Annotated in this window: 28 protein-coding genes; 22 read left to right on the top strand and 6 right to left on the bottom strand. The window is 58.6% G+C overall.

Annotated elements, in window-relative coordinates:
• Positions 1 to 327: 327 nt before the first annotated feature.
• Complete coding sequence (locus ET524_RS02150; protein WP_201738608.1) at positions 328 to 1,536, bottom strand: ATP-binding protein; 1,209 nt, start codon at positions 1,534 to 1,536, stop codon at positions 328 to 330.
• An 860-nt stretch (positions 1,537 to 2,396) separates the two neighbouring features.
• Here ET524_RS02150 and ET524_RS02145 point away from each other — a divergent pair.
• Entirely contained in the window at positions 2,397 to 2,816 is a 420-nt protein-coding gene (locus ET524_RS02145; protein ID WP_129423128.1) for a YjdF family protein, read from the top strand.
• A 107-nt stretch (positions 2,817 to 2,923) separates the two neighbouring features.
• On the opposite strand, the gene ET524_RS02140 is transcribed toward ET524_RS02145, so the two are convergent.
• A complete protein-coding gene (locus tag ET524_RS02140) occupies positions 2,924 to 4,156 on the bottom strand; it encodes an ATP-binding protein (RefSeq protein ID WP_129423127.1) in 1,233 nt (410 codons plus the stop codon).
• A 925-nt stretch (positions 4,157 to 5,081) separates the two neighbouring features.
• On the opposite strand from ET524_RS02140, the gene ET524_RS02130 reads away from it, so the two are divergent.
• From ET524_RS02130 to ET524_RS11675, 4 genes are all read left to right on the top strand, one after another.
• A complete protein-coding gene (locus ET524_RS02130) occupies positions 5,082 to 5,711 on the top strand; it encodes a class I SAM-dependent methyltransferase (RefSeq protein ID WP_129423126.1) in 630 nt (209 codons plus the stop codon).
• The gene (locus ET524_RS02125) at positions 5,698 to 6,303 is read left to right on the top strand and encodes a class I SAM-dependent methyltransferase (RefSeq protein WP_129423125.1); all 606 of its coding nucleotides are present in this window, start codon (positions 5,698 to 5,700) and stop codon (positions 6,301 to 6,303) included. Before ET524_RS02130 ends, ET524_RS02125 begins: the two co-directional genes overlap by 14 nt.
• Before the next feature lie 115 nt (positions 6,304 to 6,418).
• A complete protein-coding gene (locus ET524_RS02120) occupies positions 6,419 to 7,009 on the top strand; it encodes a class I SAM-dependent methyltransferase (RefSeq protein WP_201738606.1) in 591 nt (196 codons plus the stop codon).
• Positions 7,010 to 7,011: 2 nt separating this feature from the next.
• On the top strand, positions 7,012 to 7,248 hold the full coding sequence (locus tag ET524_RS11675) for a hypothetical protein (protein ID WP_201738605.1): 237 nt from the start codon (positions 7,012 to 7,014) through the stop codon (positions 7,246 to 7,248).
• Positions 7,249 to 7,768: 520 nt separating this feature from the next.
• Here ET524_RS11675 and ET524_RS02115 read toward each other — a convergent pair.
• From ET524_RS02115 to ET524_RS02095, 4 genes are all read right to left on the bottom strand, one after another.
• Positions 7,769 to 8,113: a hypothetical protein gene (locus ET524_RS02115; protein ID WP_129423124.1), complete on the bottom strand. Its 345-nt coding sequence runs from the start codon at positions 8,111 to 8,113 to the stop codon at positions 7,769 to 7,771.
• A 317-nt stretch (positions 8,114 to 8,430) separates the two neighbouring features.
• Complete coding sequence (locus ET524_RS02105; RefSeq protein ID WP_106629377.1) at positions 8,431 to 9,033, bottom strand: Type 1 glutamine amidotransferase-like domain-containing protein; 603 nt, start codon at positions 9,031 to 9,033, stop codon at positions 8,431 to 8,433.
• 94 nt (positions 9,034 to 9,127) lie between these two features.
• Entirely contained in the window at positions 9,128 to 9,655 is a 528-nt protein-coding gene (locus ET524_RS02100) for a hypothetical protein (protein WP_129423122.1), read from the bottom strand.
• Positions 9,656 to 9,659: 4 nt separating this feature from the next.
• Positions 9,660 to 10,682, bottom strand: coding sequence for an AlbA family DNA-binding domain-containing protein (locus tag ET524_RS02095; protein WP_129423121.1), 1,023 nt, complete (start codon positions 10,680 to 10,682; stop codon positions 9,660 to 9,662).
• Between the two features lie 793 nt (positions 10,683 to 11,475).
• Between ET524_RS02095 and ET524_RS02090 the strand changes: the two genes are divergently transcribed.
• The 17 genes from ET524_RS02090 to ET524_RS02010 all read left to right on the top strand — a co-directional run bounded on the left by ET524_RS02090 (position 11,476) and on the right by ET524_RS02010 (position 24,859).
• Positions 11,476 to 11,694, top strand: coding sequence for a helix-turn-helix domain-containing protein (locus ET524_RS02090; RefSeq protein ID WP_101677789.1), 219 nt, complete (start codon positions 11,476 to 11,478; stop codon positions 11,692 to 11,694).
• A gap of 78 nt (positions 11,695 to 11,772) precedes the next feature.
• Positions 11,773 to 11,943 carry a hypothetical protein gene (locus ET524_RS02085; RefSeq protein ID WP_201738604.1) on the top strand — a complete coding sequence of 57 codons (171 nt, stop codon included), beginning with the start codon at positions 11,773 to 11,775 and terminating at the stop codon, positions 11,941 to 11,943.
• A 64-nt stretch (positions 11,944 to 12,007) separates the two neighbouring features.
• Positions 12,008 to 12,682, top strand: coding sequence for a DUF3800 domain-containing protein (locus ET524_RS02080; protein ID WP_129423120.1), 675 nt, complete (start codon positions 12,008 to 12,010; stop codon positions 12,680 to 12,682).
• Between the two features lie 138 nt (positions 12,683 to 12,820).
• Positions 12,821 to 13,354, top strand: a complete 534-nt coding sequence (locus tag ET524_RS02075) for a hypothetical protein (RefSeq protein ID WP_129423119.1) — start codon at positions 12,821 to 12,823, stop codon at positions 13,352 to 13,354.
• The gene (locus ET524_RS02070; protein WP_129423118.1) at positions 13,326 to 15,506 is read left to right on the top strand and encodes an AAA family ATPase; all 2,181 of its coding nucleotides are present in this window, start codon (positions 13,326 to 13,328) and stop codon (positions 15,504 to 15,506) included. The genes ET524_RS02075 and ET524_RS02070 overlap by 29 nt, the downstream gene beginning before the upstream one ends.
• Positions 15,473 to 16,558: a 5-methylcytosine-specific restriction endonuclease system specificity protein McrC gene (gene mcrC / locus ET524_RS02065; protein ID WP_236648233.1), complete on the top strand. Its 1,086-nt coding sequence runs from the start codon at positions 15,473 to 15,475 to the stop codon at positions 16,556 to 16,558. The genes ET524_RS02070 and mcrC overlap by 34 nt, the downstream gene beginning before the upstream one ends.
• Positions 16,551 to 16,988 carry a DUF6508 domain-containing protein gene (locus ET524_RS02060; RefSeq protein WP_129423117.1) on the top strand — a complete coding sequence of 146 codons (438 nt, stop codon included), beginning with the start codon at positions 16,551 to 16,553 and terminating at the stop codon, positions 16,986 to 16,988. Before mcrC ends, ET524_RS02060 begins: the two co-directional genes overlap by 8 nt.
• 303 nt (positions 16,989 to 17,291) lie before the next feature.
• Positions 17,292 to 17,570 (top strand): hypothetical protein, encoded by a 279-nt coding sequence (locus ET524_RS11505; RefSeq protein WP_152596111.1) that lies wholly within the window; start codon positions 17,292 to 17,294, stop codon positions 17,568 to 17,570.
• A gap of 113 nt (positions 17,571 to 17,683) precedes the next feature.
• Positions 17,684 to 18,646, top strand: a complete 963-nt coding sequence (locus tag ET524_RS02055; protein WP_075844146.1) for an Abi family protein — start codon at positions 17,684 to 17,686, stop codon at positions 18,644 to 18,646.
• A gap of 884 nt (positions 18,647 to 19,530) precedes the next feature.
• Positions 19,531 to 19,749, top strand: a complete 219-nt coding sequence (locus tag ET524_RS02050; RefSeq protein WP_129423116.1) for a helix-turn-helix domain-containing protein — start codon at positions 19,531 to 19,533, stop codon at positions 19,747 to 19,749.
• A gap of 78 nt (positions 19,750 to 19,827) precedes the next feature.
• Complete coding sequence (locus ET524_RS02040) at positions 19,828 to 20,076, top strand: helix-turn-helix transcriptional regulator (protein ID WP_101677788.1); 249 nt, start codon at positions 19,828 to 19,830, stop codon at positions 20,074 to 20,076.
• A 5-nt stretch (positions 20,077 to 20,081) separates the two neighbouring features.
• Positions 20,082 to 20,597 (top strand): helix-turn-helix domain-containing protein, encoded by a 516-nt coding sequence (locus ET524_RS02035; RefSeq protein ID WP_129423115.1) that lies wholly within the window; start codon positions 20,082 to 20,084, stop codon positions 20,595 to 20,597.
• A 14-nt stretch (positions 20,598 to 20,611) separates the two neighbouring features.
• Complete coding sequence (locus ET524_RS02030) at positions 20,612 to 21,400, top strand: ATP-binding protein (protein WP_161566578.1); 789 nt, start codon at positions 20,612 to 20,614, stop codon at positions 21,398 to 21,400.
• A gap of 201 nt (positions 21,401 to 21,601) precedes the next feature.
• Positions 21,602 to 22,135: a hypothetical protein gene (locus tag ET524_RS02025; protein ID WP_042433154.1), complete on the top strand. Its 534-nt coding sequence runs from the start codon at positions 21,602 to 21,604 to the stop codon at positions 22,133 to 22,135.
• A gap of 57 nt (positions 22,136 to 22,192) precedes the next feature.
• Positions 22,193 to 22,744: a hypothetical protein gene (locus ET524_RS02020; protein WP_129423113.1), complete on the top strand. Its 552-nt coding sequence runs from the start codon at positions 22,193 to 22,195 to the stop codon at positions 22,742 to 22,744.
• Complete coding sequence (locus ET524_RS02015) at positions 22,741 to 24,558, top strand: VirD4-like conjugal transfer protein, CD1115 family (RefSeq protein WP_129423112.1); 1,818 nt, start codon at positions 22,741 to 22,743, stop codon at positions 24,556 to 24,558. Before ET524_RS02020 ends, ET524_RS02015 begins: the two co-directional genes overlap by 4 nt.
• Positions 24,559 to 24,643: 85 nt before the next feature.
• Entirely contained in the window at positions 24,644 to 24,859 is a 216-nt protein-coding gene (locus ET524_RS02010; protein ID WP_006234636.1) for a hypothetical protein, read from the top strand.
• Positions 24,860 to 24,878 lie beyond the last annotated feature (19 nt).

Genomic DNA, 24,878 nt, shown 5'->3' with positions numbered 1-24,878 from the left:
CCTCCGAAAATCGACCCTTCGCCCGCAAGGAATGCGGGGTCCCTCTCGCTGCAATGAACGCCGATCATTGAGATTTCCCCGGTACCTCGGAGAGTCGCACCGCATCTGATTCGTCCAACATCGACTGTTCTAATCACCCCATTTATCACCTCAATGGCAGAATCGACTGAAGTGATAAATGAGGTGATAAACATGAATCTGACTTCCAAATTCGCATTGAAGACTCACATCACGGGCCTGGGAGCGCACTTGGAATTTACATCGCCTCACTTGATGGCAAAAATACGTCCGTCGTAAAGGCGCATATTCCCCAAAATTGAAGTTTTTTCATTTTTGGGGAATAGCTCTACTCAACCATTCGGCAGCGTCCACGATCCTTATTCCCTCGTGCTGATATTCAGGCTGATAGGTGCGCGCAATCAGAATTTTCGGATATGCGTCTTTTATCGCCAATAATGGGGACACCTCGCGCTCGAACGTCCGCTCCTCCGATATATCGTTCGCAACCTGGATATAGAGCTTCTCGCCCTGCTTAATCGCAACGAAGTCAATTTCCTTCTTGTATAGCACGCCGACGTAAGCCTCGTAGCCGCGGCGCAGGAGCTCGATGGCAACGATGTTTTCCAGCACGCGGCCGTAGTCCATGTTCTTGGTTCCAAGGCGCGCGAACCGAAACCCTTGGTCGACAAGGTAATATTTATCCTCCGACCTTAGGTATCTTTTCCCACGGATGTCGTAGCGACGAATACGGTAGAAAGCGAAGGCCTTGCATAGCGCATCGACGTATTTGCCAATCGTCTTGTGGTCGGCTTTCGTCCTATTTGACCTGAGGGTGTCGGCGATGGAGCGCAACGATGTCAGGTTCCCGACGTTGTCCATAAGGTAGTCGATAAGAGCATGAAGCAGCTGCTCGTTCTTCACCTTGTACTTGCTGACGATATCGCGAACCACCAGGGCGTTCAGAACTTCGGAGTTGATGTAGCGGCGCTTCTGCTCTTCCGTTTTGTATAAGAACGAGCCCGCCATGCCGCCTTCCGCTATGTAGCCGGTCAGGCTGCTATAGATGTTTTGGGACGGATAGTATTCAAGGTACTCGCTGAACGAAAACGGGTAAACGGGAATCTCGTACGTCCTGCCCACGAACAAGGTCGCTAAGTCGCTGCTTTGAAGGAAGGCGTTCGATCCAGTGACGAATATGCTGTACTTCTCCCTGGCATGCAGGCTATTTATGGCCTTCTCGAAGGACTCGCACATCTGCACCTCGTCGACGAGCAGGTAATTTCGATGTTCGGGCGCATAGTGGTCCTCCACGTAGGATTCCAGCGCCCGATAATCCATGAGGCTTTCGAAGTCGGTCAGGTTGTAGTTGATGTGGATGATGTTGGCATCGAGCTGCTGCTCCAAAATCTTTTTCGCCAATGCCTCCATGAGCTTCGACTTGCCAGATCTGCGGACGCCTGTGATGACCTTGATATCGGGAGTGTCGACTAGCTCCATCATCTCCGAAAGGTATGTCGAACGTTCTATGAGCTTCACGGTTGGCCCCTTTGATAGTGCTTAATGATCGGCAATTCCCCAAAATTCAAAATCTTTTGATTTTGGGGAATTATACCGCTTTGACCTATTGCTGCATCAGTCAAAACGGAGAACCGCGCTTGCTTAGGCAATCATCACGAGACGGGCAGGGCTTTTGGAAGCCCTTGGGGACCCCAATTGCGGGTAGCTTTTCCGCACAAATGCAAATGCGTTTACATCGATTCCTGGTAATCCTATTGTCCATTGGGCGAAAGAGGCGTCGCCATGGATACCGAACGCGGATCGACGAGGGCGAGCGCGCGCATGGACAGCACGGACCCGCCCAGAGGAAGCCCCCGTCACCCACAAGCGCCACGGCCTCGGCAAAGGCGTCGGGGTCCAGCGAGCAAAATGTTTCTGGTTCCGCCGTCCCGTCATTCCAGTTGCCCCCGGTTTCCCGCGTCGTCTCGCAGCCTCGCCTCATCAGCTCCAGGAAGACGGCGTTCGACCCCGTAAGGTAGATATCCCCTCCGCTGAGTGCATGAATGCTGTTTACGACTTTTTCAAAGCCGTCGCACAGTGTACCTATTGCGGTCTACCCAAGTCATCATCCGCTCCTTCTCGGTTTCGAAACTCGAATAGTTTTAAAGTTCCGAAACCGAGAAGGCAATACACGCCAGGATGCGTCGAAGGAGCGAATCCCGGTCGCGCCATGTCGGCAGCGATGTCCGCGCGCATTTGCGCGTGCTACAATGCGGGCACCAGAGATGAAAACACAGTCCCCGTCGGGTAGTCGTGGGCGTGCGGGAGTCCGCATCAGTAACCTGCCTCCTTGGTTGTCCCTTCTCTGCATGGTCATCTACATAAAGGAGGAACCAGCCATGCAGATCAGCGTGTCGTCCGCCCTGACCGTATTTCACGACGGCCAGTTTTGGGTCGGGCTGGCGGAGCACGTCGAGGACGGAAGGCACGGCGCCGCCCGCATCGTCTTCGGCGCGGAGCCGTCCGATGAGGAGATCCTGCAACTCGTTACAAGCAAATGGGCGAAGCTCGCGTTCTTCGGTCACGATTCGACCGAGGCGAGCAGGCCCGCGAAGAACCCCAAGCGACGCGCCCGCGAGGCAGCGAAAGCCCTTAAACGGCCGGCGATGAGCCCCAAGGCGCAGCAGGCGCTCGCGAATCAGCAGGAGACGATGAAGCGGGAATCGGCTCAAGCAAGAAGCCAGCGTCGCGCGGATGAGGCGGAGGCGCGCTTCGAGCAGCGGAAGTTGAAGCGCAAGCAGAAGCATCGAGGGCATTGATCGCCATTTGCAGCAAGACAAACCATATACAGCAGCGGCGCCAGTTCCACTTGAAGCCGACGCCGCTATCTATTGCGCCGCTCGTCAACAACCAATCTCCATCTCGCTCAGAAGGTCCTCCCTTCCTGCATGAACTCGGGAATGTTGGCATGGATGATGCCATCGCGCTGCTGGATGGGGTCGCTTCGCGTAAGCAGGTACTTGGGATAGTTGTCCTTGATCTGGGTGAAGGGCCGGTATTCGCGCTCCTCGGTGGACCGGTCGGCCATGATGGTCATTGTCACCTGAACGTATGCGTAGCCCATCTCTGGGTTTCTGAGGATGAAGTCGCATTCCAGCTTTCCGATGCGTCCGACGCTGACCTTGCAACCCTGTGCGAGAGCGTAGCGATAGACGATGTTCTCCAGCACGGGCCCGTAGTTGATGCGGTTGTCGGTGTTGAGGGCGAAGTAGAAGCTCAGGTCTGCCAGGTAGTACTTTTGCTCGCCTCGCAGCGATTTTCGCGACTTCAGGTCGAAGCGGGCGCACTTGCTGACGATCTTCGCGTCTTCGAGGATCTGGAGGTATCGCGCGAGCGTCTCGCGTTTGATCTTCACGCCCTGCTTGCTCTCGAGGTCCGATTGGATGTTCGCAAGCGACGTGGTGGCGCCGAAGTTGTTGATGACGTAGTCGCGCACCTGGTTGAACACGGAGACGTTCTTGATCTTCACGCGCCTGCGGATGTCCTTTTCGAAGATTTCCTGGATTACCGCGGCAACGTAAGCGCGCTTGTCGGCGAGCTGGGGGTAATCCATTGCTTTCGGAAAACCGCCCTCGAGGATGTAGGCGTCGAACTCCGCGACCGGGTTCGGGCTCACGGGCAGTCCCAAAAAGCGCTTCATCTGGCAATACTCGCCAAAGTCCAGCGTCTGCATCTCGAATTCGATATAGCGCCCGGTTAGCTTCGTGGCTAGTTCGCCTGAAAGCAGGTAGGAGTTCGACCCGGTGATGAAGATAGAGAAGCCGCCTTCGGTGCGAAACCCGTTGAGCACGTCCTCGAAACCCTCGACGTTTTGCACCTCGTCGATGAAAAGGTACTTCGTTCCCGAGATAGCGAGCAGGGGCTCGATGAGGGCCTCGAGCTGTTCTGGGGCCTTGACGGATCGGTACCCGTATCGGTCCAGGTCGAAAAAGACGATGTGCTCGTCATCGACGCCTCCGGCTCTCAGCTCATCGGCGATGCACTGCATGAGGCAGGACTTGCCGCAGCGACGGACGCCGGTGATGACCTTGATCATCCCATCGTCATGGTAGAAGCCGCGGATTTTCTTCAGATAGTTTTCACGAGGGAACAAACGCATACTAGCTCCAATCTTCATTAGAGCTAGTATATCAAATGAGAGGTTTGCTGGGGTATTTGTTATCAGATGTATGACTTATACCCCCATAACCAAGGAATTTACTATTCCCGCTCAGTGACTAATCCAATCCGAGTGCTGCCGATGCGTGTCGCGTCGTACCGCCTAAGGGCTGATTCGTGCGCAACTTGGGCGAATCAGCCCCTTGATTCGCGATTTCGGGAATGACTCAATTGATTCCCGAAACCGCAAGTCGCTCCCTTAATCACTCCCTGGTTTCCGCCGGGGTTCGTAGCGGGTGGCTTGAAAAGGGGTGATTAAAGGGTCGGAGAGATGCCTATAGCGCAATCGTCTGGTATTGGCGCGGTGAGGGGCTTCTCGCCTCCATCAGTCCAAATCGTCAAGCCCCGAAAGCCTTGCGAGCTCGATGGCCGAATCGACCGCTTCTTCGAAATCGACGCCTTCCGCATAGGGCGATGCCGAGACGCAAGAGGACCAGACGCCCCGCATCATATCTGATCTTCCGACCTCGCCGAGCACGGCCTCGTAGTCGCCCATCTTGCCGAGTGAACCGCGCCTGGAGGCGGTGGCGACAACGGCTTCGCGCAGGGAATCCCGCCAGTCACATTAACCCGTCGCGCGCGAAAGACGTCGAGCTGGAGAAAAGGACCGATTTCCCGTCATGGATTGGGTTTGCCTGCATGACTAGAGCCCTGGCGTAATTGGCTGGATCACCGTTCCGGGAACCAGTATCGACCTACCTGTCCGCCAAGCTCCTTCTTCAGCTCCAGCCTAGTGTCTGAATCGCGCCGCTATAAGCGAAAGCCGGAGAGATGCGTCTTTGTCGAGAAATTGAAGCTGGTCTCCCCTTACTGTGCGATTTATGCGCTACAGTTAGATAGCTCTAACTGATTGGGGGGCGATAGCCATGCACGAACGCAAGGGCTTCTGGGACAAGAATGCCGGTCGGTACGACCGTTTCATGCGAAACGACCGGGCGGCGTATGAGAAGATGTATGGGCTGATCAGGCCGGTGGTGAAAGAAAAAACCGTGCTGGAGGTTGCCACCGGCACGGGGCTTATCGCAAAGAGCATCGTGAATGCGGCGGCGCACATCGAGGCTACGGACGCCTCTGCAAAGATGATCCTTGAAGCAAAACAGGACAATCAATCCGCAAAGCTGCACTTTTCCGTACAAGATATGTTCCGCCTGCCCTATGCACAGAAGTCCTTCGAAGTGGTGATCGCGTCCAACGCGCTTCATATAGTGCCGCATCCGGAAAAGGCCCTGCAAGAAATCAGGCGGGTGCTGAAGGACGACGGCGTGCTCATCGCGCCAACCTTCACCCACGCGGGGAACTCGGTTTCCGGCAAGGCAAAAGCCTTTTTCATGAGCATGGCGGGATTCCCCCTCCACAGCAGGTGGACAAGCGAGGAATACCTGCGTTTCCTGCGTCAAAACGGCTGGGCGGTGCAGAAAAGCGCGGTGCTGAAGGCCTCGTTCCCGTTGACATATGCGGAATGCACGAAATCGGAGGGGCTAGATGTCGTTCTTTGAAAACACCCGCAAGCCCGTGGGCCTCGGCGGAAAACTTATGGTTGCCATGATGAACCTGGGCTACAGCCCTGTGGCGCGGTGGGGACTTCGATTTCTACGACTTGCGCCAAACGCCAAGGTGCTGGATTGCGGCTGCGGCGGCGGGGCGAACATAAAACGGCTGCTGGAAAAATGCCCGCATGGCGTCGTCAAGGGCATCGACTATTCGCCCGTCAGCGTGGAGAAGGCCAGGAAGCTCAACCGAACTGCAATTCAGGAGGGGCGTTGCGCCGTTCTGCAAGGCAGCGTGGCGGATATGGCGTTTGAGGATAGCTGCTTCGATGCCGCCACGGCCTTTGAGACCGTCTATTTCTGGCCTGATTTGCCCCGATGCTTCCGTGAGGTCCGGCGGACGCTGAAGCCGGGCGGGACAGTTCTTATCTGCAACGAGAGCAATGGCGATACGGACAAGGACGAGAGGTGGACGCGGATCATCGGCGGCATGACCATCTACAAGGACATTGAATTGAAGGCGTGTCTGGAGCAGGCGGGCTTTCACGAGGTGCAGATACGCAAAAAGGGAAAGTGGCTCTGCGTCACGGCGCGGAAGTAGGGGCATCGAGCACGGGCATTTTCGCATCCATCCTGCGCATGGCGATAGGCATGACGGCCATAGCGGCTGTGCTGGCGGCAATTATGACAGTTTTTATTCACTGAGGAAGGAACCTATGAAATGCAAAAGTGAGAAAAACACCGTGCAGGAGACGCTGATCCTCCCGCTGTATTCCCGAAAGCTGTGTACGGAGCTGTACCCGAACCTTTACAGGGACGAAACAGCGGTTCGCCTGCTCGACCAGATCGACTACGACTTTTCAGAGGCAGAGAAAAACTCCCGCAGCCTGATGCAGCGCTTCGGTGCGCTGGAGGTGGCCATGCGGCAGGGTGATCTTGCTTTCGAGGTGCGGGATTACCTGAAAGGCCACCCCAATGCGGCGGTGGTCAATCTGGGCTGCGGGCTGGACAACACCGGCAGAACCTGTGACAACGGTAGATGCAAGATCTACAATCTGGACTTCCCTGATGTGATTGCCTTGCGGCAGCAGCTACTGCCCGCCGGGGATCGGGAACAAAATATCCCCTGCGACTTGAAAGACGCCGCATGGTTCGGCAAAATCGACGCCTCCGGTGGGGCGGTGTTCTTTGCCTCCGGGGTGTTCTATTACTTTCTGCCCAGCAGGTCCGGGAACTGGTGCGGGGGATGGCGGACGCTTTTCCCGGCGGTGTGCTGGTCTTTGATGCTGCCAATCGGACGGCAGTAAAGATGATCGCAAAAACATGGCTAAAGACTGCAAAAATCAAGGATGTGGGGGCATATTTTGCGGTTTCGGATGCCGCCAAGGAAATCGGCACGTGGAGCAGCCGTCTGCAGGTCACAAGTCGCGGCTATATGCTGGGCTACAACGATTTGAGAGATCCTTCTGTCAGCGGCTTTTTCCGGTTTCTCGCAAGGGTCGGTGACAACGGGATGAAAATGCAAATCGTGAAAATAAGATTTTGAGAAGCAAAAATAAAGCGCATTCACTTTGACGTTGATGAAGACGGCTTTTACGGCGCATATTGGGCGCGCAAGGACACACATACAGCAGCGGGCACGGATTCGATTGAAACCGTGCCCGCTATCTGATACTATAATATTATATCGAACGTCTGTTCTATTCACTCTTTCATGCTCGTTTGTCGCGGCGCCATTCCAATTGGGTCTAGTTTGGTTGTCGGTTTTGTCCACCTTGCCGCCGAATCCCTCCGCGTGTCCTCGCGCACGCGTTTGGGACAAACCCTGGGGCAAATTCGCAAACTATTTCGAAACCGCAAGCCCGCAGTTTCATTTTTGTCCCGGGGACAAAAATGGCAAGGCTTTGAGGTCCGGAACCGCTCGAAGGGGATGCCAAAACGGTTGTTTTCCCTCTTTGGCGCTTGCTTAGCGAAGTGAATCGTGGCCAGTGGCTTTAACGTCTTGCATTTCCGCAGGTCATGAGGGATACACAAGAGCGATGACCGAAAGAATCGTCGCAGGCGGCTTATTCACCCAAGAGTTCAACGGTTTCGCTTTCAAATGCATGGGGAAATGCGAATGACCTCAATGCGCTCCCGAACTCGGCGCTGACGTAAACGCCGGCTCCGTCGAGCGAAGACTGGCCGATATGAGTCACAACATCGTCTCCAAGGCTGATATGCCTAAGATGGCTTCCAACTGGGGGGCGGGGTTTGCCAATAGGAACCACATGAAGAAATGCAGTCCCCTTGGAGTCCTGCTCGGTGATTCCGCCAGCGTTCTTCTCAAGGCAATCCAGAAGAGCAATCGGATCGCCCATCACGTCAGGTGGCGGAGTTGGCATGGAGGGCAGGTTCTTGTTGGTTTCCACCTATTGTACGCCCGTCGTCGTGCACGACCAATCGGACAGCATCCCGGATTCGATAGCTACGTGCGAAGCCTTGACGCTGTATTTTCACTTGCTGTTCGCGGACAGCAAGTCCACAAGGGATAGACGCACAAGCGTCGCAAGGGAGTGTAGCTTCCTTGACGGAACGAAGTGACGAAACATTCTCGGTCGTGCAGGTTTCTCCTGCTGACCGGGAATGAAGCTCCGCAGGACGCACATACTCCCGATAGGAGAGTATAGAAGTGCGCCCTTTAGTTCCTAAAGGGATTTTATCAGTTCGACAAACTTGAATTTTCAAATTAGTCTTTGCAAATAACCTTTGAACCTTCACCATCAATTACAATTCCCTGACGGTTGTTAATTGGGCATAGATTCAAATCCGAAAACTCAGTCATTATTTTCTCGGTAACTTTCTTAAATGGTGCTGTAAGATAATGCGGAAGAACATAGAAATCAATCAAATCAAGCCCTGCATCATCTTCTTGTGAGTAGTCCTCCGGCTTTTCATCCATTTGTACAATATATTGGATGGTAGGAGCGCATATAATCGCACCTGCCGATTCACCGATCATCAGTTTTCCCTTTGCCAATTCTTTCTTCAACAGCTTATCCGTTCCCGTTTTACGGAGCTGGTCCATAAGAAAGAAAGAATTTCCACCAGTAAAATATATCACGTCCGCATCTTCAAAAACAGATTGTATCGTTGAATAAGCCTCCGTTGAAATATCAATTTCAGTTACGGCTGCTCCCAGTTTATTAAATAGCTTTCGAGCCGAGCCGACATAACCGGTGTAGCCTTCACGCAGCGATGCTGTTGGAATAAATGCGACTTTTTTGTTATCAATTTCTTCTTTTATCAAACTTCCTACACTTGAAAAGTGCGAACATAAAAACAGCTTCATCCATATTCTCCTTTATATATTTGCTGCTCAATTTCGTGTTCAAATTATATCCTTGATTATCAACTTTATCCGAACACCTCCCACACGAAGGACCTCAATGGCTCGTGTTATTAGGGTCTCTATCAGGATTGTTGTAGCTGAACATGTCGGGAGGCTGCTCATCTGATTGCTCGGGATGATCCTGCAAGAACTTCCTGAGCACACGAGAAGGATCGAATCCCCAGTAAAATTTGCTATCCTTCTGAAGCGATTCATTGCTCGCAAGCCGATAAAGCTCCCTTAGACACATGGCAATCTTGTCATCATCATCGTCGGGGAGGAGCTCTCTTCGTGCCTTTGGATCACCTCCTAGGATTTGCGAGGCAACATTAGAGATACGATTTTCGGAATAGAAGCAACAGGCGGGATATGCGAGACCAGTGCCCACCCCTGCAACAAATACGCATAAGCAGTAAAGGAAGTCAAAGGAGCATAGGAGATCGAGGTATCTCTCATGCGCCGAAGCGTTACTGCCCATATTTAGTCCGCAATCCGGTGCCACAATCGGGTGATTCGTGGCGTTGTCTAAGGCAACTGTAATCATCATCCCCGAGCCGGCTTCGTTGAAAAGCCCGGCGTTCACGGCCCTAACCTGGCAGTCTCGTATCCAGGATGCATATATGAAGTGCGAAGGAGATGGAGATTGACGGTTGACGAAGGGGGCAATTAGGTCCCATCTTTTCATGCGAACCAGCTGTGCGCCCAATTCGTAACAAGCAACCGCCACAGCTAGGCTTTTTTGAGGCAGAATCCGCCTTACTATCATCAATTGCGGCGTAGCAGTCGTAGAGAGCATCCGCCGCCTTCTCAAATATCGCGTCGTTGCAATAGCTAAGGGCATAGGCCCCGATGCCGGCAAGGCCGTTGATCGCATCTGCATCATCGTGAAACTCTGCAGCGACCTGAAAAATGAAGCGAGAAAGCTTCTCATTCTCCTTTTGCTCGAAGCAAGCTTCGAGCGAGTGCACAAGCGCTTCTTCATCCATTCCGTAGACGAGAGGCGGCGTTTTGCCCTTCTCTCCAAGAACGGCGATTATATTGTCCACGAGAATATCCATTCGTTTGCTCTCGTCTTTCCTCACGCAAGCATCGTGCTGCTTCAATATTTCTGCCCACTGTGTATACTCAATGGGCCGATTCTGAGCTCCGTCGCGCCTAACTATTTCGCCCTCGCGAAACACGACAATTTGACGACCTTTGCCATCTACTGTTTGTCCGAGCTTTGAAAAAGGAACGAGAAGCCCGTCTTCGAGGCTTAACAGGCAAACCAAACAGTATGTGTGTCTATCAACCTCATGTAATTGGGAGATGGCGGTCAAAGGCGCCTGAACATATTTTCTTATTTTGTCTGTTAAGACCGCGCCATCAAATTGCGTCCAGTTGGTATCTTCAGCTCTAGCCGATGGATTTCCATCATCGTCCACCCCAATGACGATGTAACCACCGGGATAACGGTTGCACATCGAAACAGCGTCTTTTACAAAATCGAGCTCATCGATCTTCTTGGAAAAATCTAGCGTCTCCTTAAAATCGAGCTCGCTGCATTCACCGCCAGACTTTAATAGCTCGAAAAGTTTTTCTCTATCGGTTCGTCCGTCTACTACGATCATCTATGCGCCATCCTATCGATTCCCTATGCCCGACAAACAACCTCTTCATTTCGTTCATGTGGGTGGCACCAATCGACTGATACGTTGAGAACGCTTTCATCAACGCATCAGTCGAAAGACGTCCTCCCATCTAAGTTAATACTGAACATTATCCCATCGTTTTGGCTACTTAGAGAATCATCGCTATGCTATCCGGTCAAATCAAGTATTGATCATTACCACTTTCATTTGATTGCCATGGTGAGCGCAAGCAAACTATCAGCTCAAACAACGAAAACCAGTTGTAGCGTTGCGCAAGAAAGCACACTGATTGACAAACCGATGCCCGCTCGTCCGCTCCAGTTTGCCCAGACGCCCCTCCCGCGGTGCCCATGTCCCAACGGATGGGTACCATTTATCCGGGTGCACCTGGGGCAACGGGCCGTCAGGCCCGCGCAAGGTCGCTCGCATAACACGCAACATCAAACACGACAGAAGAGGCGAAAGACAGATGCCGGACCCCGGACGACAGCACCGCGGAATACGAGCATTCCGACCACAACCGAACAATTCCAGCTACTAGGCAGGCGCCCGCATGGGCGCCTTTTACTTTTCAGGGACTTAGCCGCGAGCTAAGGCACGCGGCTCATGGCCGTTTCGTGAAGACCCGACCAGCTCGACCTACCTCGACCCGTCTCCGCTCCCGTCGGACACGCCAACCGCAATCAGGCGGTTCAATCGTCGTGCAGACGAAAAGGGACACGGTGCCGTGCGGGGTGCTCGCGCGGTGCCGCACGGGAAGATTGGAGGAACCATGGCACGCGCAGCCGAATGCGCCGCGCCCGAGGGAAGCCAGGACCGCGACGAATGGATGACGGTGATCGAGATGCAGGAGTACATGAGGGCGAGCAGAAACAAGGCGTACGACCTCATCTGGTCGGGAGAGATCGACTCGTACAGGCTCGGCAGGAAGCTCCTGGTGTCGAGGGCGTCAGTGGACGCTTACATCGAGTCGAGGAGCGGCAGGAAATGACGGCGGCGACCGCCCCGGGAGCCGCCCGCGGCCGGGCACGCGAGGGAGCCTCGAGACGAAAGGAGCTCGAGGACGACCATGACCAAGAGCATTAGCAGGAGCCAGGTGAGGCTCATCGCATCGACCAACGCGATATTCGGCGCCGACGAGGCGTGCGCGATGCTGCGCATCAGCCGCGACGCCATGTACCGGCTCGCCCCCTTGCATTCACCGCCAGCGCATGTTATAAGGTTATTGGTGGCTTATTGAGCTACCTCCAAGTGCCGGGGGAGTCCCCCGGCTATTTTTTTATCCATTCCATTAGGAGTCCCCATTGGCCAAGGAACTCAGCATCTTCGTCGACGAGAGCGGCGACCGCGGCGGCAAAGCTCGCTACTATCTGCTCACACTCGTCTTCCACGACCGGGCAGACAGCATCGCCGAGGCGGTCACGGGCTATGAGGCCAAGCTTGCCGGGGCCGACCTCCCAAACATTCCGTTTCACCCCGAGCCTCTCATGAACGGGCACAAGGATTATGAGTTTCTTAACATCGAGCAGCGCAAGGTGATGCTCGCCTATTTCTCCTCGTTCGTCCGCAAACTTCCCATTTCCTATATCACGTTCGTCTACCGCCGCAGCCAGTTTGAAGACCTGGCAAGGCTAATGGAGCGCATGGGGCGCGACATCTCCTCCGCCATGATTGAACACCTGGGCTTCTTCCAGCCCTTCGACGATGTGAAGGTCTGTTACGACAACGGTCAGGACATTGTCAAGCAGGCGCTCGGCCGCTCGGTGGGCAAGGTCCTCTCAAAAGGGGTCGTCCGACGCCGCAAGACCTCGATGGCCGACTACCGCCTCGAGCAAGTGGCGGATTACCTCTGCACTATCGAACTTGCCTTGGTCAAGTACGAGGCCAAGGAGAACGGTGAGACGTACAACAAGTTCTTCGGCGGTATCGGCTCTTTCAAGAGGAACTGGCTCAAGCAAGCCCGCAGCAAGCGGATATAGCTGGTCTCGCGGTTTCGCAAGGAACGGTCAGTTCTCCTCTGGCGAGGAACCCCAAAAGACGCGCCTCAAGCAGCGGAAGCCGAAACGCAAGCAATAATATCGCGAGCACCGGCCACCATCATCGCTCCGCATAAAGCAGTGGGCACGGATTCGATTAAACCGTGCCCACTATCTGGCATTTTATTATTGTATCGGAATAATCTCTATCCCAAGCTTGTTCTTAATCGGTGCGGTGCAATATCAACTGACACCATACATAGGATGAAATTCAGGGGTGGCATTGACCCGGGGCTTGCAATTATAGCCCATTACAACAGCATTGCGTTCGCATTCACGGAGCTTTGCGGCAGAAGCTATAGGGGCGGTGTGCTTGAGATTCTGCCCAAGGAAGTTGGCAATATCCATGTTCTCAATACCGGTCTATTGAACATTAATCCCGAGCTAAAAAGAAACGTTATCAGCGTAATTGACGGAGTAGTAAGAAATGGGCGCAATATCGACGAAGCATTGGATTACATTGATGCAGAGATACTCGTTGGTATACTTAGATTCGATGAAGATACCCGTCGCGCATGTAGACGCATATGGAAAGACATTGAAAGCAAGGCGCCTCGGCAGAGGCACAAGATAGGCAGTGACTATAATGACCAGCACAAAATTTACTTGGATTAGCTTTTATAAAGAGTTATCTGACAAGCTGCTGACCTATCGAGACAGGCGCGACGATCTGATAAACAAGCTAGCAACTGTCTATGAATCGACCGGGATGAGTCTCCCTAAGCTTGAGGCAGATGAGCTCCAAGACATCGATCCGTTCACCGTCTTCGGCCTCTTCAACAAGGGCATCACAGACGCAAACCGGCAAAAGATCATCGCCGGCATCGCCGAGGTGTTCGACATTGGGGCAGATCAGCCCACGGACTTCGAGGGCATCCCCGTGCTCAACAACCTCAACGCGACCTTCTATGCCTTCGCCAACGACGAACGTCGCGGCGAGCACGACATCGATAACCTTTGGCACGTTTTCGAGGCCGAACTTGCACTGGCCGCCGACGACAACGAGGAAACCCGGAAGGCCTTCGTCGAGGCATTCGATACCACCGTCATCCAGTTCACACTTGGCTGGAAGCTCACCATGGGCCTCTACTGGGCGAGGCCCTACAACTTCATCAGCCTGGACTCGCGCAACCGCTGGTTCATGGCCGACGTCGCAAAGGCTGGCACCACCATCGCCGGCATAGTGCCGAAGGAGAAGGACTCGCCAGTTCATGACGGAGATCGCTACCTCGCCATTTGCGACACCATCAAGTCGGAGCTCGGAAGCGAAGAGTGCTCGTATGCAGACTTCCCCTCGCTGACGGCTGCCGCCTTCGTGGAGTCTGAGCGCGTCAACCGTGAGAGGAAGGTCGCCGAGAAGGCTGCAGCCGAGAAGGCGGAAGAAAATTCCCTTGGAGACGAGGGGGTCAAGACCACACATTACTGGACCTACTCCCCGGGAGACGGTGCCGCGAGGTGGGATGACTTCTACGCACGTGGCGTAATGGGCGTCGGCTGGAGTAAGCTCGGCAACGTCGAGAAATACGCCAGCAAGGAAGACATCCGCAAGAACCTGCGCACCCTGTACAGTAGCAAGTACTCGCAGAAGAACTCTGCGCTCGCGCTCTGGCAGTTCTCGCGCGAAATCAAGCCGGGCGACGTTGTCTTTGCTAAGCGGGGCCGCAGCGTGATTATTGGTCGCGGCATCGTTGAGGGGGATTACCAATTCGACGAAAATGGCGACTCCTATCCGAACATCCGCAGGGTACGCTGGACGAACAGAGGAGAGTGGCACACGGAAAACCTCCTCGCCGTGAAGACCCTGACGGACATCACCGCCTATCCCGACCTCGTTGAGAAGCTCAACTCGTTCTTCGAGGACGAGGGCGGCGAAGTCGAGGAAGACACGGAGGAGGTTGAATACCCAGCGTACACGTCTGAGGACTTCCTCTCGGAGGTCTACATGGACGGCGAGCACTACAGGGCCCTCGTCAACGCCCTGCGCGCGAAGAAGAACATCATCCTGCAGGGTGCCCCGGGCGTGGGCAAGACCTTCGCCGCAAAGCGCCTGGCCTACTCCATGATGGGCGTGAAGGACGCCGAGCGTGTGATGATGGTGCAGTTCCACCAGAGCTACAGCTACGAGGACTTCATAGAGGGGTTCCGTCCGAACGCGCAGGGCTTCGACCTCGAGAAGGGCGCGTTCTACAACTTCTGCAAGAATGCGAAGGACGATTCTGACAACGACTACTTCTTCATCATCGACGAAATCAACCGTGGCAACCTCTCGAAGATCTTCGGCGAGCTGTTCATGCTCATCGAGAACGACAAGCGCGGGCCCAGGAACACGCTGCAGCTCCTCTACTCGCACGAGCTGTTCTACGTCCCGAGCAACGTATACCTCATTGGAATGATGAACACAGCGGACCGCTCGCTCGCCATGCTCGACTACGCCCTGCGCCGCCGCTTCGCGTTCTTCGACCTCCGTCCCGCCTTCGGCACGGAGAGCTTCATCGCCTATCAGGAGGGACTTGCCAGCGAGAAGTTCGATAGGCTCATCTCTTGCGTCGTGAAGCTGAACGAGGCGATCGCGTCCGACGAGTCGCTGGGAGACGGCTTCTGCATCGGCCATAGCTACTTCTGCCGCATGTCCCCGGACGACGTGACGGACGATAAGCTCTCAGCAATCGTCAACTACGAGCTCGTGCCGATGTTGCGCGAGTACTGGTTCGACGAGCCCACCAAGGTCGACGAGTGGGCCGGCAAGTTGCGCAGGTCAATCCGGTGATCCGGATACAGAACATCTACCACATGCTCGCCTATGCGTTCCAGACGCTGCAAGGGCAGGGCTACCGCGACATCGCAGCCGAGGAGTTCGACAACACCGCCGACCTCCTCGCCGAGATACTGTCACGGGGCGTGAGCCTGCAGCTCAAGCGCGGTCTTGGCCGAGAGTACATCGACCGCAAGGATATGCTCTCCTCACCGAGGGGCAAGATTGAGCTGTCCGAGTCCTTGAAGACGCGCTCAATTCTGCGCAGGCAGCTGATTTGCAGCTACGACGAGTTCAGCACGGACACTCACATGAACCGCATCCTCAAGGCGACGATCATGCTCTTGATTCGCTCGGACATCGACAAGGCGCGCAAGAAGGCACTTAGACGGCTGCTTCCGTACTTCGTGGACGTGGAAGACGTGAACCTTTCGGGCGAAGACTGGCACATGCGCTTCGACCGGAACAACCAGACTTATCGCATGCTCATGAACGTGTGCTGGCTGGTCGCGAAGGGCCTTCTCCAGACGCGGGAGAGCGGGAGTCTCCGCATGATGGACTTCCTCGACGAGCAGCGAATGAGCCACCTGTACGAGAAGTTCATCCTCGAGTACTACAGACGTGAGCACCCAGAGCTTTCCGCAGGGGCGCCGTACATCAGCTGGGCACTCGACGACGGCTTCGGCGATATGCTCCCCGCCATGCACACCGACATAACGCTCACACGAGGCAGGACCGTCCTCATCATCGACGCGAAGTACTACAGTCACACGACGCAACAGCAGTTCGACAAGCGAAGCGTCCACTCCGGAAACCTGTACCAGATCTTCACCTACGTGAAGAACAAGGAAGCGGAGCTCGCCAGCACTCACGACCAGCATAGCGTGTCGGGCATGCTGCTCTACGCCAAGACCGACGAAGACGTGCAGCCTGATGGTGTGTATCAGATGAGCGGTAACCAGATAAGCGTGAGGACATTGGACCTGAACCAGCCCTTCGAGACAATACGTTTGCAGCTCGACGGTATTGCTGAAGCTCATTTCTCAACAGAGGCGGCTTATGTTTGAGAGCCTGACAAAACATCTGCCTGCGATTGAGAATGCCGAGGGATTTGGCAACTGGGTTGTAGACCGAGAGAGCAAGGGCACCATGAACGACCCAATCAAGATGCCCTACGTGAATTACGGAACGACGGTTGCTGACGTTGAACAGGCAATCTACGACTTCGTCGACGAGCATCCCGAGTACGAGCTCACGCATTACCACGACATACTTGAACGCAACGGACTCGAGTGGAGCAGCCAAGCAATGTCTGGGGCAGATGTATCGGAACTTGACGGCCAGGCGGTGATGGCGCTTCTGCTCGGAGCCGTGAGAGCAGAACGCTTCTGCGATGGAGCATTGCTCGGCTTCTTTGAGGACGGGAGCATGAGACGCTGGCTGTTGAGGTTGAAAGAGGTTGACGGGCGAGACGGGAATGAAGTGCGATATGAATAAAGATGACGCCATCACGAAGCTTGAACGTACAAAATCGTGATGCTGTGAGTAGTTCTTACTGTGTCTCTCGCCATCTCCAAAACCACCTTTCCAAAAGTGGTGCAACAGAATCGGGGACTTCGTCCTGTTGCACCATTCTTGCACCAAACTTCGCAAAAAAAGAAATCCCTCACAGGAACGTGAGGGATTTCCACCTGCTGGTTTGTGTTTCGCTACCTTTTTCCGTTATTCCCACTCGATGGCTTTGGTTCTGCCGTCCCGTCATTCCAGTTACACCCAGTTTTCGGCATCGACACGGAACGCGTGCCGCCGAATGACGCGATGTCGCGTTTCGTCGGCTTCGGGGACAAAAGTTGGGACAACCTCAAAAACTTTTTTCAAACTCAGGGCTTTGAGTTTTTGTTTTTGTCCCAAAGTGCGCGGCGGGTCGCCTTTGGAGGCTCGATGGCGCCGAAAACGCCCGTTTTGAAACTCAACCGCCCTTTTGCCTGCAAGCCGCCAGCTGCAATCGCAAGTGAATTAACGCGGGTGGCTTGCGCGCCATTTGCAAAACCCCAGGTCGCAGGTCTTCGCCATTCGTGAACAAAGTGAGTAGTCTCAGGTGGCTTGCTTATGAGTTGGCGAACGGGCCTTCAGGATTCAGGGCAAACATGCTGGTAGAATAGGATTCTCAAATCAATGACAGGAGACCGAGCATGGCCGAACCCCACGATAGGAAGCCGATCCTCACGATCGAGCAGCAGATAGAGCACCTCAAGCAGAAGGGCGTAGCCTTCGAGCTGTGTTCCGAGGAAGAGGCCGCGGACTACCTGCGCGACAAGTGCAACTTCTTCAAGCTCGCATCCTACCGCAAACTCTTCTCGAAATACGAGGGAGGCCCGCGCGACGGCCGCTACGTAGACCTCGACTTCGGCCAGCTGCGCCTGCTCGCGGCGCTCGACCAGGAGCTGCGCCACGCCCTGCTCGGCATGACGCTCGACATCGAGCATTTCCAGAAGGTGACACTGCTTCGCGAGATGGAGGACCGCGGAGAGGACGGCTACGCCATCGTGGCCGACTACATGGCATCGCTTACCACTGCAAACAGGGAGTACCGCCTGCGCGAGCTCAAGATGAGCGGCCGCAGCCCCTACAGCTCGAGCCTCTACGCGAAGTACTCCGGCGACATGCCTGCCTGGGCCTTCCTTGAGCTCACCTCGTTCGGCACCCTCATCGACTTCGTGCGCTTCTGCGCCAGGCGATGGGGCGACAGGCGGCTCGAGGCCTCCCACTACGATCTCAAGCGCGTGAAGTCCGTCCGCAACTGCGCCGCGCACGGCTCGTGCCTGATCAACTGCTTCGCCGAGAGGGGCGCCGCCCGGGGCTCGGCGTCCAGCGGCGTCTCCCGAAGGGTCGCCGCCGTGGGAATTCCCAAGGCGACCAGGAGGAAGTGGATGGGGAACACGGCCATGCAGGAGGTCGCGACCGTGCTCGTGGCGCACTCCGGCCTGGTACCCGAGGGCTCCTCGCGCTCGCGCGCCGCATCCGAGCTCGCCGAGATGTTCGCCAGGGCCGACGGCGAAACCGAGGCGCTGCCCGACAAGGGGCCCGACGCCGCAGCTCGCTCCGCGCTCGAGTTCCTTCGCAGGTTGACAGAATCGCTCGGGTTGGTAGAATAGCCTGCAGATAGCAAAACCTTCACGGTTTTAGGGGCGGACTTGCGCAAGCGACTCTGCCCTATTTTTATATTCACTCGCTATAGGAGACGGGTGATACCTGGGTCAATGACAGAACTGAGAAGCCCGGAATAATGGATGCGGTATATCCGATTTCACTGAGAGAAATTCTCCTAAATCCCGGAACGACAACGCGAATCTACTGGAAAGTGAGCGCTGTCGCGAATATTGCCTTAGCCCAGAATCAAGCCCGGAACGATTCGATCCTGATGGGCACTTAGTCAACGAGAGCGGTGCGAGAATGTCCGCGAGGTCTGGCCTCAAGTCGTTCAGCTCGACGAGGGCGTGGCGGACCTCGGCGATATTGTCGTTCGGGCGACCGAGAACAGCTGCAGGGTAACGGAGAAGCCCTAATCGAGCCGTCGACGCCCGCTCGTCCATCCCAGCCTGCCCAGACGGCCCTCCCGCAGTCTCTGTGTCCCAGCGGGTGGGTACCATTTACCCGGGTGCACCTGGGGCAACGGGCCGGCAGGCCCGCGCAAGGTCGCTCGCAGAACACGCAACATCAAACACGACAAAAGAGGCGAACGACAGATGCCGGACCCCGGACGACAGCACCGCGGAAGAGAAGCATTCCAACCAAAACTGAACAACTCCAGCTACTAGGCAGGCGCCCGCATGGGCGCCTTTTACTTTTCAGGGACTTAGCTCGCAGCTAAAGCACGCGGCTCATGGCCATTTCGTGAAGGCACGACCAGCTCGACCCAGCTCGACCCGTCTCTGCTCCCGTCGTGCGCACCAACCGCAATCAGGCGGTTCAATCGTCGCGCAGACGAAAACGCACGCGAGACCGCGCAGACGCATCGCGCGGAAAGATTGGAGGAGCCATGGCGCACGCTACGAAATGCGCGGCACCCGAGAGCAACCGGGGCCGCGACGAGTGGATGACGGTGATCGAGATGCAGGAGTACATGGGGGCGAGCCGAAGCAAGGCGTACGACCTCATCTGGTCGGGCGAGGTCGACTCGTACAGGCTCGGAAGGAAGCTCCTGGTGTCGAGGGCGTCAGTGGACGCCTACATCGAGTCGAGGAGCGGGAGAAAATGACGGCGGCGACCGCCCCGGGAGCCGCCCGCGGCCGGGCACGCGAGGGAGCCTCGAGACGAAAGGAGCTCGAGGACGACCATGACCAAGAGCATTAGCAGGAGCCAGGTGAGGCTCATCGCATCGACCAACGCGATATTCGGCGCCGACGAGGCGTGCGCGATGCTGCGCATCAGCCGCGACGCAATGTACCGGCTCGCCAAGGACCCCGACGACCCGTTCCCGATCCGCTACATCGGCGGCAAGACGCGCGACGGCATCGTGCTGCACGACGAGCTCGTCGCATGGGTCGAGCGGAACAGCATCGTCGGCTCGCCCAGAAGGGGCTAGCGCCGATGGCGGCCACAGGCCCGAAGGGGCGCGACGGCCCCTCCCCGCGCGAGTTCACGACGGTACGGCACTTCATGATGGCGGACCTGGGCCTCTCCGGCCTTCCCCTGCTCGTCTACGCGCGCATCTTCGGCTTCTGCGACGCCGGGTGCGGCTACTTCGAGAGCAAGGGCGGCCTGGCCCGATTCCTCAACGTGCAGGAGCGCAGCGTCCACCGCGCCATCCGCGACCTGCTCGACCGGGGCCTCATCGAGGAGTGCGGCATGCACGCCCCGGCACGCGGGCACGCCACCAAGCGGTACCGCATCGTGCGCGAGAGGCTGCCGCCCGGAGCGCTGGCAACCCCTGACGGTTCGTCAGGGTTCCCGGCGCGAAAGGGTGACGAAATGACAGGGTTCGCCGCGAACAAGGGTGACGAACCGTCAGGGTTCGCAGCCCGAACCCCTGACGAGATGTCAGGCAAACCCCTGACGATATGCCACCCAATAAGCAAAAGGGACAACAAGGACTTCAGAAGATAAGGAAGGGGCGCCCGATGGACCGAGCGGGACTCATCACCCTGGAGCAGGCCCGGGCGGCCGGGCTCTCCTTCGACGAGCCGGAGCCGAGGGCGTGCCCGCACTGCGGCGCCGCCCTCGATCCGCTCGGCGCGGCGCTGGCGGGAAAGGTCGCCTGGGTCTCCGCCGCCCCCTGCCCGTGCGAGGGCGCGGCCCGCGAGCGGGAGGCCGAGGCGCGAAGGCGCGCGGCCCTCGCCGCCAAGGATGAGGCCGCCCGCCGGGAGAAGGCGCTCTTGCGCGCGGGCATCCCCAGGCGTTACTGGGCCGCCGAGGCCGACCGCCCCGAGTTCGCCGAGTACATCGCCTCGTTCGCGGGCAACGGGGGCGCCGGGCTCTACATACACGGGGGCGTCGGCGCCGGCAAGACGCACGCCGCCTCCGCCATGGCCAGGCTGTTCGCCGAGGCCGGCTACGACGTCGCCTTCACGACGGCCAAGGGCATGCTCGAGCGCGTGAAGGCCACGTTCGACGAGGGCGGCACCGAGGCCGCCGTCGCGCGGTACGCCAAGTGCGACGTCCTCGTGCTCGACGATCTCGGCAAGGAGGACGCGACGGAATGGTCCGTCGGCACCGTGTTCAGCGTGCTCGACGCGCGCTACGAGGACATGCGCCCGACCATCGTCACGTCGAACTACGCGCCCGGCGCGCTGGCGGACAGGCTCGCGAGGCGCGGCGAGCGCGTAACGGCAGAGGCGATCGCGAGCAGGATCTCCCAGACCTGCAGGCCCGTCTACCTGGGCGGAAGGGACAGGCGCCGGCGCGGTTAGCTTGTGCGCTTCCCGTGGAGGCGCGGACGGCTCGACCCAGCTCGACCCATCGCGGGCATCCTCGGTCGCCGCCGCAATCGAAATCGCTATACACGTCTTGGGCGGCGCCGACGCGCCGGCACGCACGCCTGCTCCGACTCGCACCGTGCCCCCATCGCGAGGACGCCGCCCGCCAAGCAACAAACGAAAGGCGGAGGGCCCATGGACGGCTTCGAGAGGATAACCGGCCGCGAGCACGACGGGCTCGTGGAGAAGTGCCAGGAGAACGGCTGGCTCAAGGTCGGCGGCTTCGACTGGCAGGACGACCCGTTCCTCGAGGAGTACCCCTACGAGTTCTCCCGCACGGAGAGCGTCGACAGGCTCCGCGAGGCGCTCGGCTCGGGCAACTGGGCCATACGCCAGGGGTTCTGCTACCGCGACCTCGCGTTCATCCAGCAGGTGAACGGCGGCGACGAGTGGTGGACGCTCAAGCGCGACGGCGACGCGTGGACCGGCTTCGAGAGCTGGAGCTTCGGCGCCATCGCCCAGGAGCCCGAGCGGTTCGAGCGCGCCATGCGCGACATGTGCGAGGCGACGCCGGAGCAGTGCCGCAGCGGCGAGTGGGCCCATCTGCACGAGAAGGCGCCCGAGCCGCTGGCGCAGCGCGCCGCGTCCGCCCGCGAGGCGAGCCGCGCGCACGCCGGGCAGGAAGCCCGCGCGCCCATGGCGCGCGAGAGGGCCGTCGGGGCCGAATAGGGACGACCGGGGCGCGAAGGCGCCCCTTTTTCATCTCGACTGGAAGGGAGGCGCGGGATGGCGAGCGACTACGGGGACGAGGCGGGCGGCAAGCTGCTCGACTGGATGCTGAGGATCGGCCAGGAGGCCGGCGCCGAGGCAATGGCGCGCAGCGCGAGGGAGCTCTCCGAGCGCCTCGCGGGAATCCGCGGGACCATCGCCGGCGGGCGCGCCGAGGCCGTCGCGGCCGACGGCGTGCCGACCTACGCGAAGCTCAGCCTCGAGGAGCTCTCTGGGCTTCCCGAGTACGCGACGATCAAGGAGGTCGTCTCCGACAAGCTGCGCGCCGCGTCGGTCGAGCACCACATCATCCCCGGCGAGGGCCGCGACTGGCTGCTCTTCAAGGTGGAGGACGCCCCCGAGGTCGACGAGGCCTTCCGCCAGCTCGAGCAAGAGACGGGAAAGGCCGCCGAGCGCGCAAGGGAGCGGCTCTCCGAGATAGCCGAGGGGCGCCAGGCGCCCGAGCGGCTGGCCGAGCGCGCCGAGCGTGCGCGCGAGGCGTCGAGGGCCCACAGCCGGGGCATCGGCCGGGACCGCGGCCCGCGGCATATCGAGGGGCCCGGGAGATGAGGTGGCAGGCGGCGGCCGCTCTGGCCGCGGCGGCGTTCGCCGCGGGAGACTTCGCGGCCGCGGCCCTCGCGGCGTCGGGCGCGAACCCGATCATCGACCCGGAGGCCGCCATGGCGGCGATCCCCGCGGCGCTCCGCGCGGGACATGTCTTCTCCGCGGAGGCGCTTCCCCTGTGCGCCGGGACCGCCTGCGCGTGCGGCGTGCTCCTCGCCTGGGCGCGCTCCCTGGGGACCAAAGGGGCCCGGCGCGACGGCGAGGAGCACGGGAGCTCCAGGTGGGCCATGCCCAAGGACATCGCGCCCTTCGGCGACCCCAAGGACCCCGACAACAACATCATCCTCACCGACAACGCGCGCATCCGCCTCGTGAGCCGCAGGTTCGACCTCTCCACCGACACCAACGACAACGTGCTCGTGGTTGGAGGACCCGGCACCGGCAAGACGCGCTACTACGTCAAGCCGAACCTCCTGCAGGCCAACGCCAGCTTCTTCGTGACCGACCCGAAGGGCACGCTCATCCGCGAGATGGGCGGCGCGCTGGCGGAGCTCGGCTACGAGATCCGCGCGTTCGACACCATCGACTTCTCGCGCTCCATGCGCTTCAACCCCATAGCCTACATACGCGACGAGGCCGGCGTCATCCGCTTCGCCCGCGGCATCGTCGCCAACACCGAGGGCGAGGCCGACCACAAGGGCGACCCCTACTGGGAGAAGGCCGAGCGGCTGGTCTACACCGCGCTCACGGCCTACCTCGTCATGCACTGCGAGCCCGCCGACCGGAACCTCGACGGGCTGCTCACGCTGCTCTCGCTCGCCGACGCCCGCGACGACCCGGGCTACATGAGCCCGCTCGACATGGTGTTCCGCGAGCTGGAGACAGGCGAGCGCTACGTCAGGCGCGGCGGCGCCTCGGCGGAGGGCGGATCGCTGCGCGGCTTCGCCGAGGAGGACGGCGCGTGGGAGTGGGTCAAGGTCCGCGAGCCGGCGCCCCCCGACGACTTCGCGCTCGCGAGCTACCGCGAGTTCCGCGTGGCCGCCGGCGACACCATGAAGTCGATGCTCTCGAGCTGCAACGTCCGCCTGAAGCCGCTGTCCATCCGCGCCGTGCGCGACCTCACCTCCAAAGACGAGCTCGACCTCGCCCACATGGGCGACGAGGGCGCCAAGGTCGCGCTCTTCGCGTCGATGAGCGACACCGACTCGACCTTCGACTTCCTGTTCGCCCTGCTCATGGATACGGCCGTGAGCGCGCTTTGCGCCGAGGCGCTCGAGGCGCACGGCGGCTCGCTGCCCACGACGGTGCACTTCGTCTTCGACGAGTTCGCCAACATCGGGCGCATACCCGACTTCGAGCGGACCATCGCCGTCACCCGCAGCAGGAACATCGCCGTCTCGATGATCGCCCAGTCGCTCTCGCAGCTGAAGGAGACCTACGGCGACAACAACGCCGAGACCATCGTGAACGCCTGCGACACGCTGCTCTACCTGGGCGGCAAGGCGAACGAGACCAACGAGGAGATCAGCAAGATGGCCGGCAAGCAGACGGTGGCGAGCGAGACGCAGAGCGACTCGCGGGGCGCCGGCTGGACCCGGACCGTGAACCGCGGCATCTCCGAGCGCGACCTCATACAGCCCGCCGAGGTGGCGCGCATGCCGCGCGAGGACGCGCTCGTGCTCGTGAACGGGTGCATGCCGCTCATGGACCGGAAGTACCGGCTCGAGCGCCACCCGCGCTCGCGCCTGCTCGAGGAGGCCGCGCGCCAAGGCCCGTTCGACTTCGCAGAGTACCGCAGGCAGAAGGAAGGTAACTCGTGACGGGGCCGCGGAGGGCGCGGGCCTCCCCCGCCGCGGGGGGAGGAGCAGCAAGGAACATCGTCAACCGAAAGCAAAGGAGAGCAGCATGCTCGCAAACGTCATCAAGCTCGTGTCGGGCTGCGTGACCTTCCTCGGCGGCTTCCTGGTCGTCTGGGGCGCGGTCTCGCTCGGCCTGGCCATCAGGGAGCAGCAGGGCGGCCCGCAGATCGCGACCGCCATATCCACCATCGCCGGCGGCGCGATCATCATCGCCGCGTCGGTCTACTTCGGGCAGCTGGACACGTCCTGGCTGCCGGCATAGGGGGCGTCGCGGATGGCGC

Source organism: Senegalimassilia faecalis, assembly GCF_004135645.1.
GTDB classification, from domain to species: domain Bacteria; phylum Actinomycetota; class Coriobacteriia; order Coriobacteriales; family Eggerthellaceae; genus Senegalimassilia; species Senegalimassilia faecalis.
Note: the sequence above shows the minus strand (reverse complement) of the source record. Positions and strands in the feature narration are given on the sequence as shown.

Excerpts from the sequence above, each read along its gene's own strand:
- ET524_RS02070 (WP_129423118.1), top strand. The coding sequence starts at position 13,326 with ATGACCAGCACAAAATTTACTTGGATTAGCTTTTATAAAGAGTTATCT.
- ET524_RS02145 (WP_129423128.1), top strand. The coding sequence starts at position 2,397 with ATGCAGATCAGCGTGTCGTCCGCCCTGACCGTATTTCACGACGGCCAG.
- ET524_RS02030 (WP_161566578.1), top strand. The coding sequence starts at position 20,612 with ATGGACCGAGCGGGACTCATCACCCTGGAGCAGGCCCGGGCGGCCGGG.
- ET524_RS02095 (WP_129423121.1), bottom strand. The coding sequence starts at position 10,682 with ATGATCGTAGTAGACGGACGAACCGATAGAGAAAAACTTTTCGAGCTA.
- ET524_RS11675 (WP_201738605.1), top strand. The coding sequence starts at position 7,012 with ATGATCGCAAAAACATGGCTAAAGACTGCAAAAATCAAGGATGTGGGG.
- ET524_RS02010 (WP_006234636.1), top strand. The coding sequence starts at position 24,644 with ATGCTCGCAAACGTCATCAAGCTCGTGTCGGGCTGCGTGACCTTCCTC.
- ET524_RS02120 (WP_201738606.1), top strand. The coding sequence starts at position 6,419 with ATGAAATGCAAAAGTGAGAAAAACACCGTGCAGGAGACGCTGATCCTC.
- ET524_RS02025 (WP_042433154.1), top strand. The coding sequence starts at position 21,602 with ATGGACGGCTTCGAGAGGATAACCGGCCGCGAGCACGACGGGCTCGTG.
- ET524_RS02140 (WP_129423127.1), bottom strand. The coding sequence starts at position 4,156 with ATGCGTTTGTTCCCTCGTGAAAACTATCTGAAGAAAATCCGCGGCTTC.
- ET524_RS02125 (WP_129423125.1), top strand. The coding sequence starts at position 5,698 with ATGTCGTTCTTTGAAAACACCCGCAAGCCCGTGGGCCTCGGCGGAAAA.
- ET524_RS02040 (WP_101677788.1), top strand. The coding sequence starts at position 19,828 with ATGACCAAGAGCATTAGCAGGAGCCAGGTGAGGCTCATCGCATCGACC.
- ET524_RS02050 (WP_129423116.1), top strand. The coding sequence starts at position 19,531 with ATGGCGCACGCTACGAAATGCGCGGCACCCGAGAGCAACCGGGGCCGC.
- ET524_RS02055 (WP_075844146.1), top strand. The coding sequence starts at position 17,684 with ATGGCCGAACCCCACGATAGGAAGCCGATCCTCACGATCGAGCAGCAG.
- ET524_RS02090 (WP_101677789.1), top strand. The coding sequence starts at position 11,476 with ATGGCACGCGCAGCCGAATGCGCCGCGCCCGAGGGAAGCCAGGACCGC.
- ET524_RS02035 (WP_129423115.1), top strand. The coding sequence starts at position 20,082 with ATGGCGGCCACAGGCCCGAAGGGGCGCGACGGCCCCTCCCCGCGCGAG.
- ET524_RS02085 (WP_201738604.1), top strand. The coding sequence starts at position 11,773 with ATGACCAAGAGCATTAGCAGGAGCCAGGTGAGGCTCATCGCATCGACC.
- ET524_RS02060 (WP_129423117.1), top strand. The coding sequence starts at position 16,551 with ATGTTTGAGAGCCTGACAAAACATCTGCCTGCGATTGAGAATGCCGAG.
- ET524_RS02015 (WP_129423112.1), top strand. The coding sequence starts at position 22,741 with ATGAGGTGGCAGGCGGCGGCCGCTCTGGCCGCGGCGGCGTTCGCCGCG.
- ET524_RS02130 (WP_129423126.1), top strand. The coding sequence starts at position 5,082 with ATGCACGAACGCAAGGGCTTCTGGGACAAGAATGCCGGTCGGTACGAC.
- ET524_RS02105 (WP_106629377.1), bottom strand. The coding sequence starts at position 9,033 with ATGAAGCTGTTTTTATGTTCGCACTTTTCAAGTGTAGGAAGTTTGATA.
- ET524_RS02020 (WP_129423113.1), top strand. The coding sequence starts at position 22,193 with ATGGCGAGCGACTACGGGGACGAGGCGGGCGGCAAGCTGCTCGACTGG.